This is a genomic window from Pseudomonas sp. Z4-7, assembly GCF_051131965.1.
GTDB lineage: Bacteria > Pseudomonadota > Gammaproteobacteria > Pseudomonadales > Pseudomonadaceae > Aquipseudomonas.
Genome location: NZ_CP071642.1, coordinates 849,201 through 865,224, shown reverse-complemented (window position 1 = coordinate 865,224; position 16,024 = coordinate 849,201). Strand labels below are relative to the sequence as shown.

The following is a 16,024-nucleotide window of genomic DNA, read 5'->3' as shown; positions in this document are numbered from 1 at the left end:
TTTTCAGTTTCCCGCGGCGCGACAGATCGCACCGAACTCATCTGCATTCAGGGACGCTCCACCAATGAGCCCCCCATCGATATCCGGCATGCCGAACAGTTCGACCGCATTGGCCGCCTTCACGCTGCCGCCGTATAGAAGCCGCACACCTCGTGCCACTTCAGAATTTTCTTGCGCCAACTGCGCGCGGATGGCGGCGTGCACATCCTGCGCTTGTTGAGGCGAAGCAGTCAGCCCGGTGCCAATGGCCCAGACCGGCTCGTAAGCGATGACTGCCTTTGCAAACGCACCGACACCCAGGTCCTCGATGATGCTGCCCAACTGGCGAGCAACAACTTCGAGAGTCTTGCCTGCCTCACGCTGTTCGAGGGTCTCCCCTACGCACAACACCGGGATTAGACCACAAGCCTGTGCCGCGGCAAATTTGCGAATCAGGGTCTTGTCCTGCTCGCCCATGATCAGGCGACGCTCGGAATGACCGACCAGGACCAGTGAACATCCTGCGTCCACCAGCTGACTCGGCGCGATTTCACCGGTCAACGCACCCTGCATGGATTCCACTGCAGAGTTTTGTGCACCCACCGAAATCGACTTGCCTTTCAAGCCATCAACCACTTGGTTGATATACAGGCAAGGCGGGAACACCGCTACATCAACACCGCTTGGCAAGGCCAGGTTACGAAGGCCCTTGATCAGCTCAGCGACGCTGGCGCGGGTACCGTGCATCTTCCAGTTACCAGCTACCATAGGGCGACGCATGCTGTACCTCGTCGGTCAAAGTGGGCGCAGATGTTACCCAACCGATTCATGACTGGCAAGCCGAATTCAGGCAGAAACTTCAGTAACCAGCTTCGCCAGCTCTTCGGCATAACCGCGGACCTGTGCTTCATCCTCGCCTTCGACCATGACACGCACCAAAGGCTCCGTGCCAGACTTGCGCAACAACACCCGGCCACGGCCAGCCATTGCTTGCGTTACGCGCTCGCTGGCCTGCTTGACCGTCGTGTGTTCGAGAGGATTGACACCTCCGCCGAAACGCACATTGATCAACACTTGCGGACATTTACGCAACGCCTGGCGCGACTGCGCAAGCCCCTCGTTACGCGCCTTGAGCGCCATCAACACTTGCAGGGCAGCGATGATCGCATCACCAGTGGTGGTATGGTCAAAACAGACGATGTGGCCGGAGTTCTCGCCACCGATCACCCAGTTGCGCTCCAGCAATTCAGAGATCACGTAGCGATCGCCGACATTGGCCCGTACGAACGGGATATCCAGGTCCGCCAAGGCCAATTCAAGCCCGAGGTTGCTCATCAACGTACCGACCACGCCGCCCTGCAGCTTGCCGCGACCATGCAGATCGCGCGCGATGATGAATAACAGCTCATCGCCATCAACGACCGTACCGGTATGGTCGACCATCAATACCCGGTCACCGTCGCCGTCGAAAGCAATCCCGAGGTCGGCATGCTCGGCCAGGACCGCTGCCTGCAATGCCTCGGTATGGGTCGAGCCGCAATTGTGGTTGATGTTCAGCCCGTTGGGTTGGGCGGAGAGCACCACCACCTCGGCGCCCAATTCGCGAAAAACGCTGGGCGCGACCTTATAGGTTGCGCCATGCGCGCAATCGACAACGATTTTCAGACCGGAAAAGCTCGTACCGGTCGGCACACTGCCTTTGCAGAATTCTATATAACGACCTGATGCATCGTTGATCCGCGACACCTTGCCGATCTTGCTCGACTCGACCACCGTCATCGGCGCATCCAGCAGCTCTTCGATCATCAGCTCGATTTCATCAGGCAGCTTGGTGCCCTTGCCAGAGAAAAACTTGATGCCGTTGTCGTCATGAGGATTGTGCGAAGCACTGATCACAATGCCCGCCTGGGCCTGGAATGTACGGGTCAGGTAGGCAATGGCCGGCGTCGGCATCGGCCCCAGCAACATCACATCGGCGCCCGCCGACGTAAGGCCGGCCTCGAGAGCCGATTCGAACATGTAGCCGGAAATCCGCGTGTCTTTGCCGACCAGCACCTTGCACGCGCCCATCTTGCGGAACGCCATGCCAGCGGCCCAGCCGAGCTTGAGCATGAAATCAGGGGTAATAGGGTATTCGCCGACCCGACCACGAATACCGTCGGTGCCAAAATATTTCTTGCTCATAAGTGCTCCGTCATTCTTATTCGGCTGAATCCACAGCGTCGATCATCCGCACGACATCCATCGTTTCGGCTACATCATGCACGCGCAAAATGCGCGCACCTTTGGTAAGGGCCAATGCAGCCAGGGCGAGACCGCCATACAGGCGCTCTCCCACCGGGCGGCCCAAGGCATTGCCTATCATGCTCTTTCGCGAGACGCCAACCAACAGGGGCCGCCCCAGGGCATGCAAGGCTTCCATATGCTTGAACAGGCTCAGGTTGTGAGCCAGGGTCTTGGCAAAGCCGAACCCGGGATCAAGGATGACCCGCTCGGCAGGGATGCCCACGGCAGCACACTGATCCAGGCGCTCCGCGAGGAACCCGGCCACTTCCCTGGTCACATCATCATAGTGCGGATCGTCCTGCATGGTCCCCGGCTCGCCGAGCATATGCATCAGGCACACCGGCAACCCGGTTGCCGCCGCGGCGTCCAGCGCACCGTCGCGCCGCAAGGACCGGACATCGTTGATCAGCCCCGCCCCCAGTCGCGCTGCCTCGCGCATGACCGCTGGCGTAGAGGTATCAACCGAAATGATGACATCAAGCTCGCGGTGTATACGCTCGACAATCGGCGCCACTCGCTCCAGCTCTTCGGTAGGGGACACCGCCCGCGCACCGGGACGGGTCGATTCACCACCAACATCGATCAGCGTTGCGCCCGCTGCCACCATGGCCTCGGCATGCCGCAATGCAGCGTCGAGCTGGCAGAATCTTCCGCCATCGGAAAAGGAATCGGGAGTGACATTAAGAATGCCCATGACGTGCGCACGGGCCAAATCAAGAAACCGGTTGCCGCAAGGCAACCGGTTAGAGGACTGAACAGAAGTCATTTCAAGCCTTAGACGTCGGCGGCCGGACCACCGATGGGCGTCTCGGGACGCTCACCCTGTACCGCTGGCGGAGTACCGGAGGTACCCGTGCCGCCACCAGACCAGTCACGAGGCTCACGAGGCGTGCGGCCAGCCATGATGTCGTCGATCTGCTCGGCATCGATGGTTTCATACTTCATCAATGCGTCGGCCATCGCGTCCAGTTTGTCGCGGTTGTCCGTGAGAATCTGCTTGGCCGTGCCGTAGCACTGGTCAATGATGCTGCGAACTTCCGAGTCGATCAACTTGGCTGTCTCACCAGAGAAGCTTGCATGCTGGCCTCCGCCGCCACGACCCAGGAATACTTCGCCCTCTTCCTCGGCATACATCAACGGACCAAGCTTTTCGGACAAGCCCCACTTGGTAACCATGTTCCGGGCAATCTGGCTTGCGCGCATGATGTCGTTGGAGGCACCCGTCGTCACGCCGTCGAAGCCCAACGTCATTTCCTCGGCGATACGGCCACCGTACAGCGAACAGATCTGGCTGATCAGCGCGCGCTTGGACAGGCTGTAGCGATCCTCTTCCGGCAGGAACATCGTCACACCCAGTGCACGACCGCGCGGAATGATGGAAACCTTGTACACCGGATCATGCTCAGGCACGACACGACCGACGATGGCATGTCCTGCCTCGTGGTAAGCGGTGTTCTGCTTTTCCTTTTCCGACATGACCATGGATTTGCGCTCGGCGCCCATCATGATCTTGTCCTTGGCGAGTTCGAATTCCTTCATCTCCACGACACGCTTGCCGGAACGAGCAGCAAACAGTGACGCTTCGTTTACCAAGTTCGCCAGGTCAGCACCGGAGAAACCCGGTGTGCCGCGAGCGATGACCGCCGGAGCAACGTCATCCCCCATTGGCACCTTGCGCATGTGAACCTTCAGGATCTGCTCGCGACCACGAATGTCCGGCAGCCCCACCACGACCTGGCGGTCAAAACGACCTGGACGCAGCAGCGCAGGGTCGAGCACGTCCGGACGGTTGGTGGCGGCGATCACGATGATGCCGTCATTCATCTCGAAACCGTCCATCTCGACCAGCAACTGGTTGAGGGTCTGCTCGCGCTCATCGTGACCGCCGCCCATGCCGGCGCCACGGTGGCGACCAACGGCGTCGATCTCGTCAATGAAGATGATGCATGGCGCGTGCTTTTTCGCCTGTTCGAACATGTCGCGGACACGGCTGGCACCGACGCCGACGAACATCTCGACGAAATCGGAACCGGAAATGGTGAAGAACGGAACCTTGGCTTCGCCAGCGATTGCCTTGGCCAGCAAGGTTTTACCGGTACCAGGTGGTCCCACCATCAGTACGCCGCGGGGAATACGCCCGCCCAGGCGCTGGAACTTGCCCGGATCGCGCAGGAATTCAACCAGCTCGCCGACTTCTTCCTTGGCTTCATCGCAACCGGCGACGTCAGCCAGGGTGGTCTTGACCTGATCTTCGGACAATAGTCGGGCCTTGCTCTTGCCGAAACTCATCGGCCCGCCCTTCCCTCCGGCCCCGCCTTGCATCTGGCGCATAAAGAACATGAACACCGCGATGATCACCAGGATCGGGAAGCTCGCGACCAGGAGCTGGGTCCAGATACTTTGCTGCTCAGGCTGCTTGCCTTCGATCACGACGTGATTGTCCACCAGGTCGCCGATCAGACCATTATCCTGGATCGCCGGACGAATGGTCTTGAAGCTGTCGCCATCGCTGCGCTTGCCGGTAATCACATAACCATCAACGGCTACGCGCTCGACCTTGCCTTCCTTGACCTGCTGGAGGAAATCGGAATAGTTGAGGGTCTGCGGCTCGTTAGGGCTGGAGAAGTTGTTCATCACAGTCACAAGGACAGCGGCGATGATCAACCACAGGATCAGATTCTTTGCCATATCGTTCAATTAACTACCCTCTGAAGCAAGCTCCGCTACTGGCGCGCGCTTCGCATGATATTCACCGGCCTAACTTACTACATTACCTGCGACTCTGGCAGGCGCCGTCTGTAACCCTTTGTGAAACTTTGACTCGCGCAATTTTCGTTACGCGACGCCCGCAATGCGATACAAAAAAAACTATCGGCCTGTTTCAAAGCCGCTCATCACTGGAAGCGCCTTCGATTCCGCGAAACCCTCGCGCCAGCAGATACTGCTCGCGAGAGCGGTCGCGGGACGACAAAGGCTTGCGCATCTGCACTTTGTCGAACAATTTGCGCATGCCCTTGTGGTATTCATCGAAGCCTTCACCCTGGAAGACCTTGATCAGAAAATCACCACCCGGACGCAGAACCCGCCCCGCCAGATCCAGGGCCAGCTCGCTGAGGAACATTGCACGAGGCATGTCGACAGCCGCCAATCCACTCATATTGGGGGCCATATCGGAAATCACAAGGTCGACTTGCGTATTTCCGACGGCCTCGAGGATTTGCGCCAATACGGCGTCCTCGGTGAAATCACCCTGGATAAAGGTCACGTCAGGGATGCTGTCCATTTCCAGGATGTCCGAAGCAATCAATCGCCCCTGGCCGCCAATCAGACGACTGGTCACCTGCGACCAGCCACCCGGCGCTGCGCCGAGGTCGATTACGGTCATGCCAGGACGAATCAGGCGATCCTTCTCCTGGATCTCCAGCAATTTATAGCTGGCGCGCGAGCGATAACCGTCTTTTTGCGCCATTTTGACGTACGGATCGTTGAAATGCTCTCTGAGCCAGTTCTGGCTAGTCTTGGAACGGGCCACGGGCCACCTCTGAAAAATAAATCGGGTCGTGATTAAGTGGGCGGTCCCGGACTCGCTCGGGTAAACTGGCCGCCGCTTTTTACAAGATCAGACGCAGGGGTCAGATTATGCCGCTCACTCAAGAGCAGAAGAAACAATACAAATCCATCGGCCACCATCTGAAACCGGTTTTGACTGTGGCTGACAACGGTTTGACTGAAGGTGTCCTCGCTGAACTGGAACGCGCCCTCGGCGATCACGAGCTGATCAAGATCAAGCTCAACATCCTCGACCGCGAAGCCCGCCTGGCTGCCGTTGCCGAGCTGTGCAAGGTCGGCAAGGCTGACCTGGTCCAGGTCATCGGCAAGATGGCGCTGATTTATCGCAAGAACTTCAGCGTCAACAAGCAACTGTCGAACGTTCACCGCTTCAAATGATGCAAACGGTCAAGGGTGCGCTTCGCGCACCCTGCCGCTCCATCCGGGAACCGGCTGCAACACCAGCACCAGGCCGGAAAAACCCAGCACCAAGTAGCTGAATACCTGCCATTGGCTCGCATCCGGCCAGCCGAGACGCACCGCCAGGAACATCCCGCAAGCGTACAAGGCCATGAGCAGCAATTGCCCACGAATGTCGCGCCATAGACTGCCAAGACCCTCGGCCTGAACCAGCACCAAAGCCTGGAATATCACGCACACTGCTGAAAAGCCCACCAGCAGCGCCGTCAGCATACCCGCGATTTCATTGATGAGCAGCGGTGCCAGGCCAATCCGACCCAGCACCGGCAGCAGACCGACGTGCAGCAACCAGACGCCGCCCACCCATAACATCTGGGTGAGCTGCCAGATCATGGCACCCGCACGCAGCGGGCGCCTTCGTTCAGATATGACGGACTTCGACAATCTCATACTCGATGACACCACCCGGCGTCTTCACCGCCACCACATCACCCTCTTCCTTGGCAATCAAGGCGCGAGCAATGGGTGAACCGACGGAAATCTTGCCGAGCTTGATGTCTGCCTCGTCCTCGCCAACGATCTGGTAAGTCACGCTTTCGTCGGTCTCGACGTTGGCGATCTCCACCGTAGTGCCAAAAATGACCTTGCCGGTATGCGGAATCGTCGTGACATCGATGATCACCGCATTCTGCATGCGGCCTTCGATGTCACGGACACGCGCCTCGACCATGCCCTGCTCCTCTCGGGCAGCGTGGTATTCGGCGTTTTCCTTCAGGTCGCCCAGTTCACGGGCTTCGCCGATCGCCTGGCTCAAGCGCGGACGCTCGACCTTGGTCAGGAAAGCGTGCTCTTCCTCCAGGGCCTTCGCGCCCTGAACAGTCATCGGGTACTTGGTTATGCTCATGCCTTCAATCCTGCATGTAGATCCTGCAAGCGACGTACGGTCTTCTCGGGTCCGAACTTGAGCGCTTCGCAGATCGCCTCGCCAGCAGCAATAGTCGTGGTGCAGTAGATCTTATGCTGCAGCGCATTGCGACGAATGGAATAGGAATCGGCGATCGATTGACGGCCTTCGGTGGTGTTGATGATCAGCGTGACTTCGTCATTCTTGATCATGTCGACCACGTGCGGACGACCCTCGGTCACCTTGTTCACGCGGCGCACTTTCAGGCCCGCCGCCTCGATCAGCTTGGCGGTACCGGCAGTGGCGACCACTTCGAAACCCAAGTTGATCAGATCACGGGCCACGCCCGCAACCAGTGGCTTGTCGTCATCACGCACGCTGATGAACGCTGTGCCGCCCGTTGGCAGGACTTCGCTGGCGCCCATCTGGGCCTTGGCAAAGGCCTCGCCGAAGGTGTCGCCAACGCCCATCACTTCACCGGTGGATTTCATTTCCGGGCCGAGGATCGGGTCAACGCCAGGGAATTTGGCGAATGGGAACACCGCCTCTTTCACGCTGTAGAAGTTCGGGATGATTTCCTTGGTGAAGTTCAGCTCCGCCAAGGTTTTACCGGCCATCACGCGAGCAGCGATCATCGCCAGGGAAACACCGATGCACTTGGACACGAACGGTACGGTCCGGGAGGCGCGCGGGTTGACTTCGATGACATAGATGTCTTCGCCCTGAAGCGCCAGCTGCACGTTCATCAGGCCGACAACCCCGAGCTCCAGGGCCATTTTCTTGACCTGTTCACGCATCTCGTCCTGAATGTGGGCCGGCAACGAATACGGCGGCAACGAACAGGCGGAGTCACCGGAGTGAACGCCTGCCTGCTCAATGTGCTGCATGATTGCGCCGATCACGACATCCTTGCCGTCGCAGACCGCGTCCACGTCCATTTCGATGGCGCAGTTGAGGAAGTGGTCGAGCAGAACCGGGCTGTCATTGGACACCTGGACCGCTTCGCGCAGGTAGCGCTTGAGTTCGTCTTCCTGGTAAACGATTTCCATCGCACGGCCGCCCAGTACGTAGGACGGGCGCACCACCAGCGGATAACCGATCTTCGCCGCCGCACGAATCGCTTCGTCTTCGCTGCGCACGGTGGCGTTTGGTGGCTGGCGCAGGTTCAGACGCTCGACCATCTGCTGGAAGCGCTCGCGGTCTTCGGCGCGGTCGATGGCATCCGGGCTGGTGCCGATGATCGGCACGCCGGCGGCTTCGAGGGCGCGGGCCAGTTTCAGAGGGGTCTGCCCGCCGTACTGGACGATCACGCCTTTTGGCTTCTCGACACGGACGATTTCCAGCACGTCTTCCAGGGTCACGGGCTCGAAGTACAGGCGATCAGAGGTGTCGTAGTCGGTGGAAACGGTCTCCGGGTTGCAGTTGACCATGATGGTTTCGTAACCATCGTCGCGCAGCGCGAGTGCCGCGTGGACGCAGCAGTAGTCGAATTCGATGCCCTGGCCGATCCGGTTCGGACCGCCGCCCAGGATCATGATCTTGTCCCGGGTCGAAGGCGCGGCTTCGCACTCTTCTTCGTACGTGGAGTACAGGTAGGCAGTGTCGGTGGCGAACTCGGCCGCGCAGGTGTCGACGCGCTTGTAGACCGGGAAGACTTCCAGCTTGTGGCGGTGAGTGCGCAGGCTCTTTTCGGTCACACCCAGCAGCTTGGCCAGGCGCATGTCGGAGAAGCCCTTGCGCTTGAGACCCAGCATCGTGTTGCGATCGATGCTGGACATGCCCATGGTCTTGACCTTCTCTTCTTCCTTGATCAGATCTTCGATCTGCACCAGGAACCAAGGGTCGATCATGTTCATGTCGAAAATCTGCTCGACAGTCATGCCGGCGCGGAAGGCATCCGCCACGTACCAGATACGCTCGGCGCCCGGCACGGTCAGCTCGCGCTTGAGCTCGCTCATGCTTTCCGGCTTGCTCAGGTCCAACTTCGGATCGAGGCCGCAGACACCCACTTCCAGGCCACGAAGGGCTTTTTGCAGGGATTCCTGGAAAGTCCGGCCGATGGCCATGACTTCACCCACCGACTTCATCTGGGTGGTCAGGCGCGCGTCAGCCTTGGCGAATTTTTCGAAGGCGAAACGCGGCAGCTTGGTCACCACGTAGTCGATGGACGGCTCGAAGGACGCCGGAGTCTTGCCGCCGGTGATGTCGTTCGACAGTTCGTCCAGGGTGTAGCCGACGGCCAGCTTGGCGGCGACCTTGGCGATCGGGAAACCGGTGGCCTTCGAGGCCAGGGCCGACGAACGGGACACGCGCGGGTTCATCTCGATGACCACCATGCGGCCAGTGTTCGGGCAGATGCCGAACTGGACGTTGGAGCCACCGGTTTCCACGCCGATCTCACGCAGTACCGCCAGGGAGGCGTTACGCAGGATCTGGTATTCCTTGTCGGTCAGGGTCTGGGCCGGTGCAACGGTAATCGAGTCGCCGGTGTGCACGCCCATCGGATCGAAGTTCTCGATGGAGCAAACGATGATGCAGTTGTCCTTTTTGTCGCGGACAACTTCCATTTCGTATTCTTTCCAACCGATCAGGGACTCGTCGATCAGCAGTTCCTTGGTTGGCGACAGGTCCAGGCCACGGGCGCAGATTTCTTCGAATTCTTCACGGTTGTAGGCGATGCCACCACCCGTGCCGCCCATGGTGAAGGACGGACGGATGATGCACGGGAAGCCGAGGCGTTCCAGCACGGCGTTGGCTTCTTCCATGCTGTGGGCGATGCCCGAGCGTGGGCAGTCCAGGCCGATGGATTTCATCGCCTTGTCGAAGCGCGAACGATCTTCGGCCTTGTCGATGGTGTCGGCATTGGCGCCGATCATTTCCACACCGAACTTCTCCAGGACGCCTTCGCGCTCCAGGTCCAGAGCGCAGTTCAATGCGGTCTGGCCACCCATGGTCGGCAGCAGCGCGTCCGGACGCTCCTTCTCGATGATCTTGGCAACGGTCTGCCACTTGATCGGCTCGATGTAGGTGGCGTCGGCCATCGACGGGTCGGTCATGATGGTGGCCGGGTTGGAGTTCACCAGGATGACGCGATAACCCTCCTCGCGCAGGGCCTTGCAAGCCTGGGCGCCGGAGTAGTCGAATTCGCAGGCCTGGCCGATCACGATCGGGCCAGCGCCGAGAATCAGGATGCTTTTTATGTCTGTACGTTTTGGCATGGGTTTGTCACTCAAATCCGCAGGTCAGTCGGCTAGGCCGTCGAACAATCTTTGAAGCGCCCGCGGGGGCCGCCGTTTTCGGGGCCGCCCTCGGGTTTCACGCGGTCAGCGTCGCTTGGCCATCTCATTGATGAAGCGATCGAACAGCGGCGCCACATCGTTCGGGCCCGGGCTCGCCTCAGGGTGGCCCTGGAAGCTGAACGCGCTCTTGTCGGTACGCTCGATGCCTTGCAGCGTGCCGTCGAACAGCGACTTGTGGATGGCCCGTACGTTGGCCGGCAGGGTCGCCTCGTCAACCGCAAAACCGTGGTTCTGACTGGTGATCATGACGACACCGGTATCCAGGTCCTGGACCGGGTGGTTGGCACCGTGGTGGCCGTGGCCCATTTTAAGGGTCTTGGCGCCCGAAGCCAGGGCCAGCAACTGGTGCCCCAGGCAGATACCGAATACCGGGATCTCGGTTTCCAGCACGTCCTTGATCGCCTGGATCGCGTAGTCGCATGGCTCCGGGTCACCCGGGCCGTTGGACAGGAACACGCCGTCGGGCTTGAGGGCCAGGACGTCAGCCGCCGGGGTCTGGGCCGGCACTACGGTAACGCGGCAACCGCGCGCGACCAGCATGCGCAGGATGTTCAGCTTGACGCCGTAATCGTAAGCGACCACGTGATACGGCAGTTCGGAAGCCTCGATCGTCGCGTGGCTATCGGTTTTCAAGTCCCAGACCGAGGAGCGCCATTCGTACTGTTTCTGAGTGCTGACGACTTTCGCCAGGTCCATGCCCTTGAGGCCTGGGAAACCCTGGGCAGCGGCAATGGCGGCCTCGTCGGAAATATTGTCACCGGCCATGATGCAGCCGTTCTGCGCGCCTTTTTCCCGCAGGATGCGGGTCAGGCGGCGGGTGTCGATACCGGCGATCGCCACGACGTTGTTGGCTTTCAGGTAGTCGGACAGGGACATCTTGTTACGCCAGTTGCTCGCTACCAGCGGCAGGTCGCGGATGACCAGGCCAGCGGACCAGACACGATCGGACTCGGCATCTTCCGGCGTGGTGCCGGTGTTGCCGATGTGCGGGTAAGTCAGGGTAACGATTTGCTGGGCGTAGGAAGGATCGGTAAGAATTTCCTGATAGCCGGTCATTGCGGTGTTAAACACCACCTCACCAACGGTCTGACCGTCGGCTCCAATGGCTTCGCCGCGAAAAATGCTGCCATCAGCAAGGGCGAGTATGGCTGGCTTAGTCAAGAAGACCTCCCGTAAATAAAGCCTGAAAGGGCGATCGCAGGTTGTAAAAAAGCGGAGTGACGTATGGACACGTCACCCCGCTTGTTCACTGAATTATTCTGCGCGCTTTTAGTGGACACACTAAAGCTGTAGCTTACAGAAAAAGGCTTTTTTGGTCCACCGCTAATGAGCCTTAAAGGCAGGGGAATGCGACAGGCCGTCGCGAAGCGGTGTAAAACGGGGCTCAGTGTAACCTGAACCCCGCCTTGAAGGCATCAACGCAGGTCGAGAACGTCCTGCATGTCGTACAAGCCGGGCTCGCGACCATCCAGCCACAGCGCGGCACGCACGGCGCCCTTGGCGAAAGTCATCCGACTCGACGCCTTGTGCGTAATCTCCAGGCGCTCACCCTCGGTGGCGAACAGCACGGTGTGATCACCTACCACGTCGCCACCACGTACGGTCGCGAAACCGATGGTGTCTCGCTCACGCGCACCGGTGTGCCCCTGGCGCCCATACACGGCCACTTCCTGCAGGTCACGACCCAGCGCATCGGCAATCACCTCGCCCATGCGCAAGGCTGTTCCCGAAGGCGCATCGATCTTGTGACGGTGATGTGCCTCGATGATTTCGATATCCGCATCATCACCCAACACCCGCGCCGTCAGGTCCAGCAGCTTGAGCGAGAGATTCACGCCCACGCTGAAGTTCGCCGCGAACACGATCGGAATGTCCTTGCCGGCATCGGCCAACAATTGCTTCTGCGCGGCGTCCAGGCCGGTCGTGCCGATGACCATGGCCTTGCCGGCCTTGCGGCAGATGGCGAGGCTTTTCAGCATGACTTCCGGCAGGGTGAAGTCGATCAGGACGTCAAACTCATCGAGTACCTTTTCCAACCCACCGGACATTGGCACGCCGATACGTCCGATCGAGGCCAGCTCGCCAGCATCGGCGCCCACCAGCGTACTGTCGGGCCGGACAATGGCAGCCGTCAGGCCAGAGAGCGGCGAGCGCTGCTGCACCGCCTCGACCAGCGCCTTGCCCATACGCCCCGCGGCGCCCATCACAGCTATACGTCGCATGCCCACTCCTTACAGATCGCCGAAGAAGCGCTTCACACCTTCGAACCAACCGGTGGTTTTCGGCGAGTGGCTGTTGTCATCCGCCAGGGAACTGCGGAACTCTTCGAGCAGCTCCCGCTGGCGCCGGCTCAGGTTGACCGGTGTCTCTACCGCGACGCGGCACATCAAGTCGCCCGCACCGCCGCCACGCACCGGAGCCACGCCCTTGCCGCGAATGCGGAACTGCTTGCCGGTTTGCGTCCCTTCGGGAATCTTCAGTTTGACGCGACCATCAAGGGTCGGGATTTCAAGCTCACCGCCCAAGGCCGCATCAACAAAACTGATCGGCACTTCGCAGAACAGGTGCTTGCCATCACGCTGGAAGATCGCGTGCTCGCGCACGTTGATCACTACATACAGATCGCCGGTCGGGCCGCCCTGGGCACCCGCTTCGCCTTCGCCGGACAGACGAATGCGGTCACCGGTGTCGACACCGGCCGGTACTTTGACCGACAGCGTCTTGTACTCTTCGACACGCCCTTCGCCGTGGCAGGAGTCGCACGGATCGGAAATGATCTTGCCTTGGCCATGGCAACGCGGGCAGGTCTGCTGGACCGAGAAGAAGCCCTGCTGCATGCGAACCTGGCCGATGCCGCCGCAAGTCGGGCAGGTGACCGGCGAGGAGCCCTTCTTGGCGCCCGAACCGTCGCACGGCTTGCAATTGACCAGCGTCGGCACCCGGATATTCACGGTAGTACCGCGCACCGCTTCTTCCAGGTTCAGCTCCAGCGTGTAGCGCAAATCGCTGCCACGCTGGGCACCACCACGGGCGCCGCCGCGGCCGCCGCCAAAAAAATCACTGAACACATCGCCGAAGATATCGGAGAAGTTCTGGCCGCCGAAACCGGCACCGCCGCCACCCATGCTCGGGTCGACACCGGCATGCCCGTATTGGTCGTAGGCCGCGCGCTTGCTGGAATCGGACAGAACTTCGTAAGCCTCGTTGGCTTCCTTGAACATCTCTTCCGACGCTTTATCGCCGGGATTACGGTCTGGGTGGTGCTTCATCGCCAGGCGACGGTAAGCCTTTTTCAGCTCTGCCTCGCTGGCTCCCCGCTCGACACCCAATACTTCGTAAAAATCACGCTTCGCCATTAGTCTTTGCACTCTTATAGGACGTCCGGCAAACCTCTCCTGAACCTTGCCAAACTCGTTGAGCCCCAATACAGGCCCGGACCCAACTCACGTCGATTCAACGATCCTGGTCTCGGCGCATATCGCCCGGAAAGCAGGAGCATTCCCGAACACACCGCCAGCATCCGAACGCTGTCGCATGCTGTAAAAATTCACTGACTCCAGACACGCCAACGCGGGAGCAAGCTCCCGCGCGGCGACATCCTACCAGCCACCGCACAAACGCAGTCAACCGGCCGACCAACAAGCGATTACTTGTTGTCTTTTACTTCTTCGAACTCAGCGTCGACCACGTCATCGGCTTTCTCGGCCGATTCGCCTTGCTGCGCAGCACCTTCAGCTGGCTGGGCCTGCTCGGCATACATCTTCTGGGCCACTGGCGCGGAGACTTTCGACAGCTCTTCGATCTTCGCTTCGATGGCAGCCTTGTCGTCACCTTTGACAGCAGCTTCAAGGGCAACCACGGCAGCTTCGATCGCGGTCTTCTCTTCAGCGGTCACTTTGTCGCCGGCATCGGCAACCATCTTGCGGGTCGAGTGAACCAAGGCGTCGCCCTGGTTACGAGCGCTGGCCAGCTCTTCGAACTTGCGGTCTTCCTCGGCGTTGACTTCAGCGTCGCGAACCATCTGCTGAATTTCTTCCTCGGACAGGCCGGAGTTGGCCTTGATCACGATCGACTGGGTCTTGCCGGTGGCCTTGTCTTTCGCGCCGACGTGCAGGATGCCGTTGGCGTCGATGTCAAAGGTCACTTCGATTTGTGGCACACCGCGTGGAGCCGGTGGAATCTCGGCCAGGTCGAACTTGCCCAAGGACTTGTTCTGGGCCGCTTGCTTGCGCTCACCTTGCAGCACGTGAATGGTCACGGCGCTCTGGTTGTCGTCGGCCGTCGAGAACACCTGGGATTTCTTGGTAGGAATCGTGGTGTTTTTCTCGATCAGCGCGGTCATCACGCCGCCCATGGTTTCGATACCCAGGGTCAGCGGGCTGACGTCGAGCAGCAGAACGTCTTTCACGTCGCCGGCCAGAACGGCACCCTGGATGGCAGCACCCATGGCAACGGCTTCGTCCGGGTTCACGTCCTTGCGTGCTTCTTTACCAAAGAAATCGGTTACCAGCTTCTGAACCAGCGGCATACGGGTCTGGCCGCCGACCAGGATCACGTCGTTGATCGAGCCAACGTCGATACCGGCGTCCTTCATCGCAATGCGGCAAGGTTCGATGGTGCGCTGAACCAGGTCTTCTACCAGCGCTTCGAGCTTGGCGCGGGAGATTTTCACGTTCAGGTGCTTCGGACCGGTAGCGTCTGCGGTGATGTACGGCAGGTTCACGTCGGTCGACTGGCTCGAGGACAGTTCGATCTTGGCTTTCTCAGCGGCCTCTTTCAGACGCTGCATGGCCAGCGGGTCGCCCTTGAGGTTCATGCCGCTTTCTTTCTTGAACTCATCGACGAGGTAGTCGATCAGGCGGATGTCGAAGTCTTCACCACCGAGGAATGTATCGCCGTTGGTTGCCAATACTTCGAACTGGTGCTCGCCGTCGACTTCGGCAATTTCGATCACGGAAACGTCGAAAGTACCGCCACCCAGGTCATAAACGATCACGGTGTGATCGCCCTTGGCCTTGTCCATACCGTAGGCCAGAGCGGCTGCGGTTGGTTCGTTGATGATACGTTTCACGTCCAGGCCAGCGATGCGGCCGGCGTCTTTGGTCGCCTGGCGCTGGCTGTCGTTGAAGTACGCAGGAACGGTAATGACCGCTTCAGTCACTGGCTCGCCGAGGTAGTCTTCGGCGGTTTTCTTCATTTTCTTCAGGATTTCAGCCGAGATCTGTGGCGGCGCCATTTTCTGGCCGTTCACTTCAACCCATGCGTCGCCGTTGTCAGCCTTGGCGATTTTGTACGGCACCATCTTGATGTCTTTCTGCACGACTTCTTCGTCGAACTTGCGACCGATCAGACGCTTCACCGCGTACAGGGTGTTATGCGGATTGGTCACAGCCTGACGCTTGGCGGACTGGCCCACCAGGATCTCGCCATCGTTGGCGTAAGCGATGATCGACGGCGTGGTACGCGCGCCTTCAGCATTCTCGATGACTTTGGCCTTGCCGTTTTCCAGCACGGAGACGCACGAGTTGGTGGTCCCCAGGTCGATACCGATAATCTTGCCCATGTTAACTCTCCCGGAACTTGAATT

At 59.8% G+C, this 16,024-nt stretch carries 13 protein-coding genes; 1 reads left to right on the top strand and 12 read right to left on the bottom strand.

The window, feature by feature from the left end; all coding sequences use genetic code 11:
- Window positions 1–3: 3 nt before the first annotated feature.
- From tpiA to rlmE, 5 genes are all read right to left on the bottom strand, one after another.
- On the bottom strand, window positions 4–759 hold the full coding sequence (gene tpiA / locus J3P91_RS03705) for a triose-phosphate isomerase (protein WP_305496904.1): 756 nt from the start codon (window positions 757–759) through the stop codon (window positions 4–6).
- 66 nt (window positions 760–825) lie between these two features.
- On the bottom strand, window positions 826–2,163 hold the full coding sequence (glmM, locus tag J3P91_RS03700) for a phosphoglucosamine mutase (RefSeq protein WP_434602785.1): 1,338 nt from the start codon (window positions 2,161–2,163) through the stop codon (window positions 826–828).
- Between the two features lie 16 nt (window positions 2,164–2,179).
- The gene (gene folP / locus J3P91_RS03695) at window positions 2,180–3,031 is read right to left on the bottom strand and encodes a dihydropteroate synthase (protein ID WP_434602784.1); all 852 of its coding nucleotides are present in this window, start codon (window positions 3,029–3,031) and stop codon (window positions 2,180–2,182) included.
- An 8-nt stretch (window positions 3,032–3,039) separates the two neighbouring features.
- Window positions 3,040–4,953 (bottom strand): ATP-dependent zinc metalloprotease FtsH, encoded by a 1,914-nt coding sequence (ftsH, locus tag J3P91_RS03690; protein WP_305496907.1) that lies wholly within the window; start codon window positions 4,951–4,953, stop codon window positions 3,040–3,042.
- A 193-nt stretch (window positions 4,954–5,146) separates the two neighbouring features.
- Window positions 5,147–5,797, bottom strand: coding sequence for a 23S rRNA (uridine(2552)-2'-O)-methyltransferase RlmE (rlmE, locus tag J3P91_RS03685; RefSeq protein WP_305496908.1), 651 nt, complete (start codon window positions 5,795–5,797; stop codon window positions 5,147–5,149).
- A gap of 107 nt (window positions 5,798–5,904) precedes the next feature.
- Between rlmE and J3P91_RS03680 the strand changes: the two genes are divergently transcribed.
- Complete coding sequence (locus J3P91_RS03680; RefSeq protein WP_181287543.1) at window positions 5,905–6,213, top strand: YhbY family RNA-binding protein; 309 nt, start codon at window positions 5,905–5,907, stop codon at window positions 6,211–6,213.
- Window positions 6,214–6,222: 9 nt separating this feature from the next.
- Here J3P91_RS03680 and J3P91_RS03675 read toward each other — a convergent pair whose 3' ends face one another.
- From J3P91_RS03675 to dnaK, 7 genes are all read right to left on the bottom strand, one after another.
- Window positions 6,223–6,627, bottom strand: a complete 405-nt coding sequence (locus tag J3P91_RS03675) for an MFS transporter (RefSeq protein WP_305496910.1) — start codon at window positions 6,625–6,627, stop codon at window positions 6,223–6,225.
- 28 nt (window positions 6,628–6,655) lie between these two features.
- On the bottom strand, window positions 6,656–7,132 hold the full coding sequence (gene greA / locus J3P91_RS03670) for a transcription elongation factor GreA (protein WP_030139783.1): 477 nt from the start codon (window positions 7,130–7,132) through the stop codon (window positions 6,656–6,658).
- A 2-nt stretch (window positions 7,133–7,134) separates the two neighbouring features.
- On the bottom strand, window positions 7,135–10,356 hold the full coding sequence (gene carB / locus J3P91_RS03665) for a carbamoyl-phosphate synthase large subunit (protein ID WP_434602783.1): 3,222 nt from the start codon (window positions 10,354–10,356) through the stop codon (window positions 7,135–7,137).
- 105 nt (window positions 10,357–10,461) lie between these two features.
- On the bottom strand, window positions 10,462–11,598 hold the full coding sequence (gene carA, locus J3P91_RS03660) for a glutamine-hydrolyzing carbamoyl-phosphate synthase small subunit (protein WP_305496914.1): 1,137 nt from the start codon (window positions 11,596–11,598) through the stop codon (window positions 10,462–10,464).
- A 254-nt stretch (window positions 11,599–11,852) separates the two neighbouring features.
- Window positions 11,853–12,659: a 4-hydroxy-tetrahydrodipicolinate reductase gene (gene dapB, locus J3P91_RS03655; protein ID WP_434602782.1), complete on the bottom strand. Its 807-nt coding sequence runs from the start codon at window positions 12,657–12,659 to the stop codon at window positions 11,853–11,855.
- Between the two features lie 9 nt (window positions 12,660–12,668).
- On the bottom strand, window positions 12,669–13,793 hold the full coding sequence (dnaJ, locus tag J3P91_RS03650) for a molecular chaperone DnaJ (protein WP_030139779.1): 1,125 nt from the start codon (window positions 13,791–13,793) through the stop codon (window positions 12,669–12,671).
- Between the two features lie 290 nt (window positions 13,794–14,083).
- The gene (gene dnaK / locus J3P91_RS03645; protein WP_434602781.1) at window positions 14,084–16,000 is read right to left on the bottom strand and encodes a molecular chaperone DnaK; all 1,917 of its coding nucleotides are present in this window, start codon (window positions 15,998–16,000) and stop codon (window positions 14,084–14,086) included.
- Window positions 16,001–16,024: the final 24 nt, after the last annotated feature.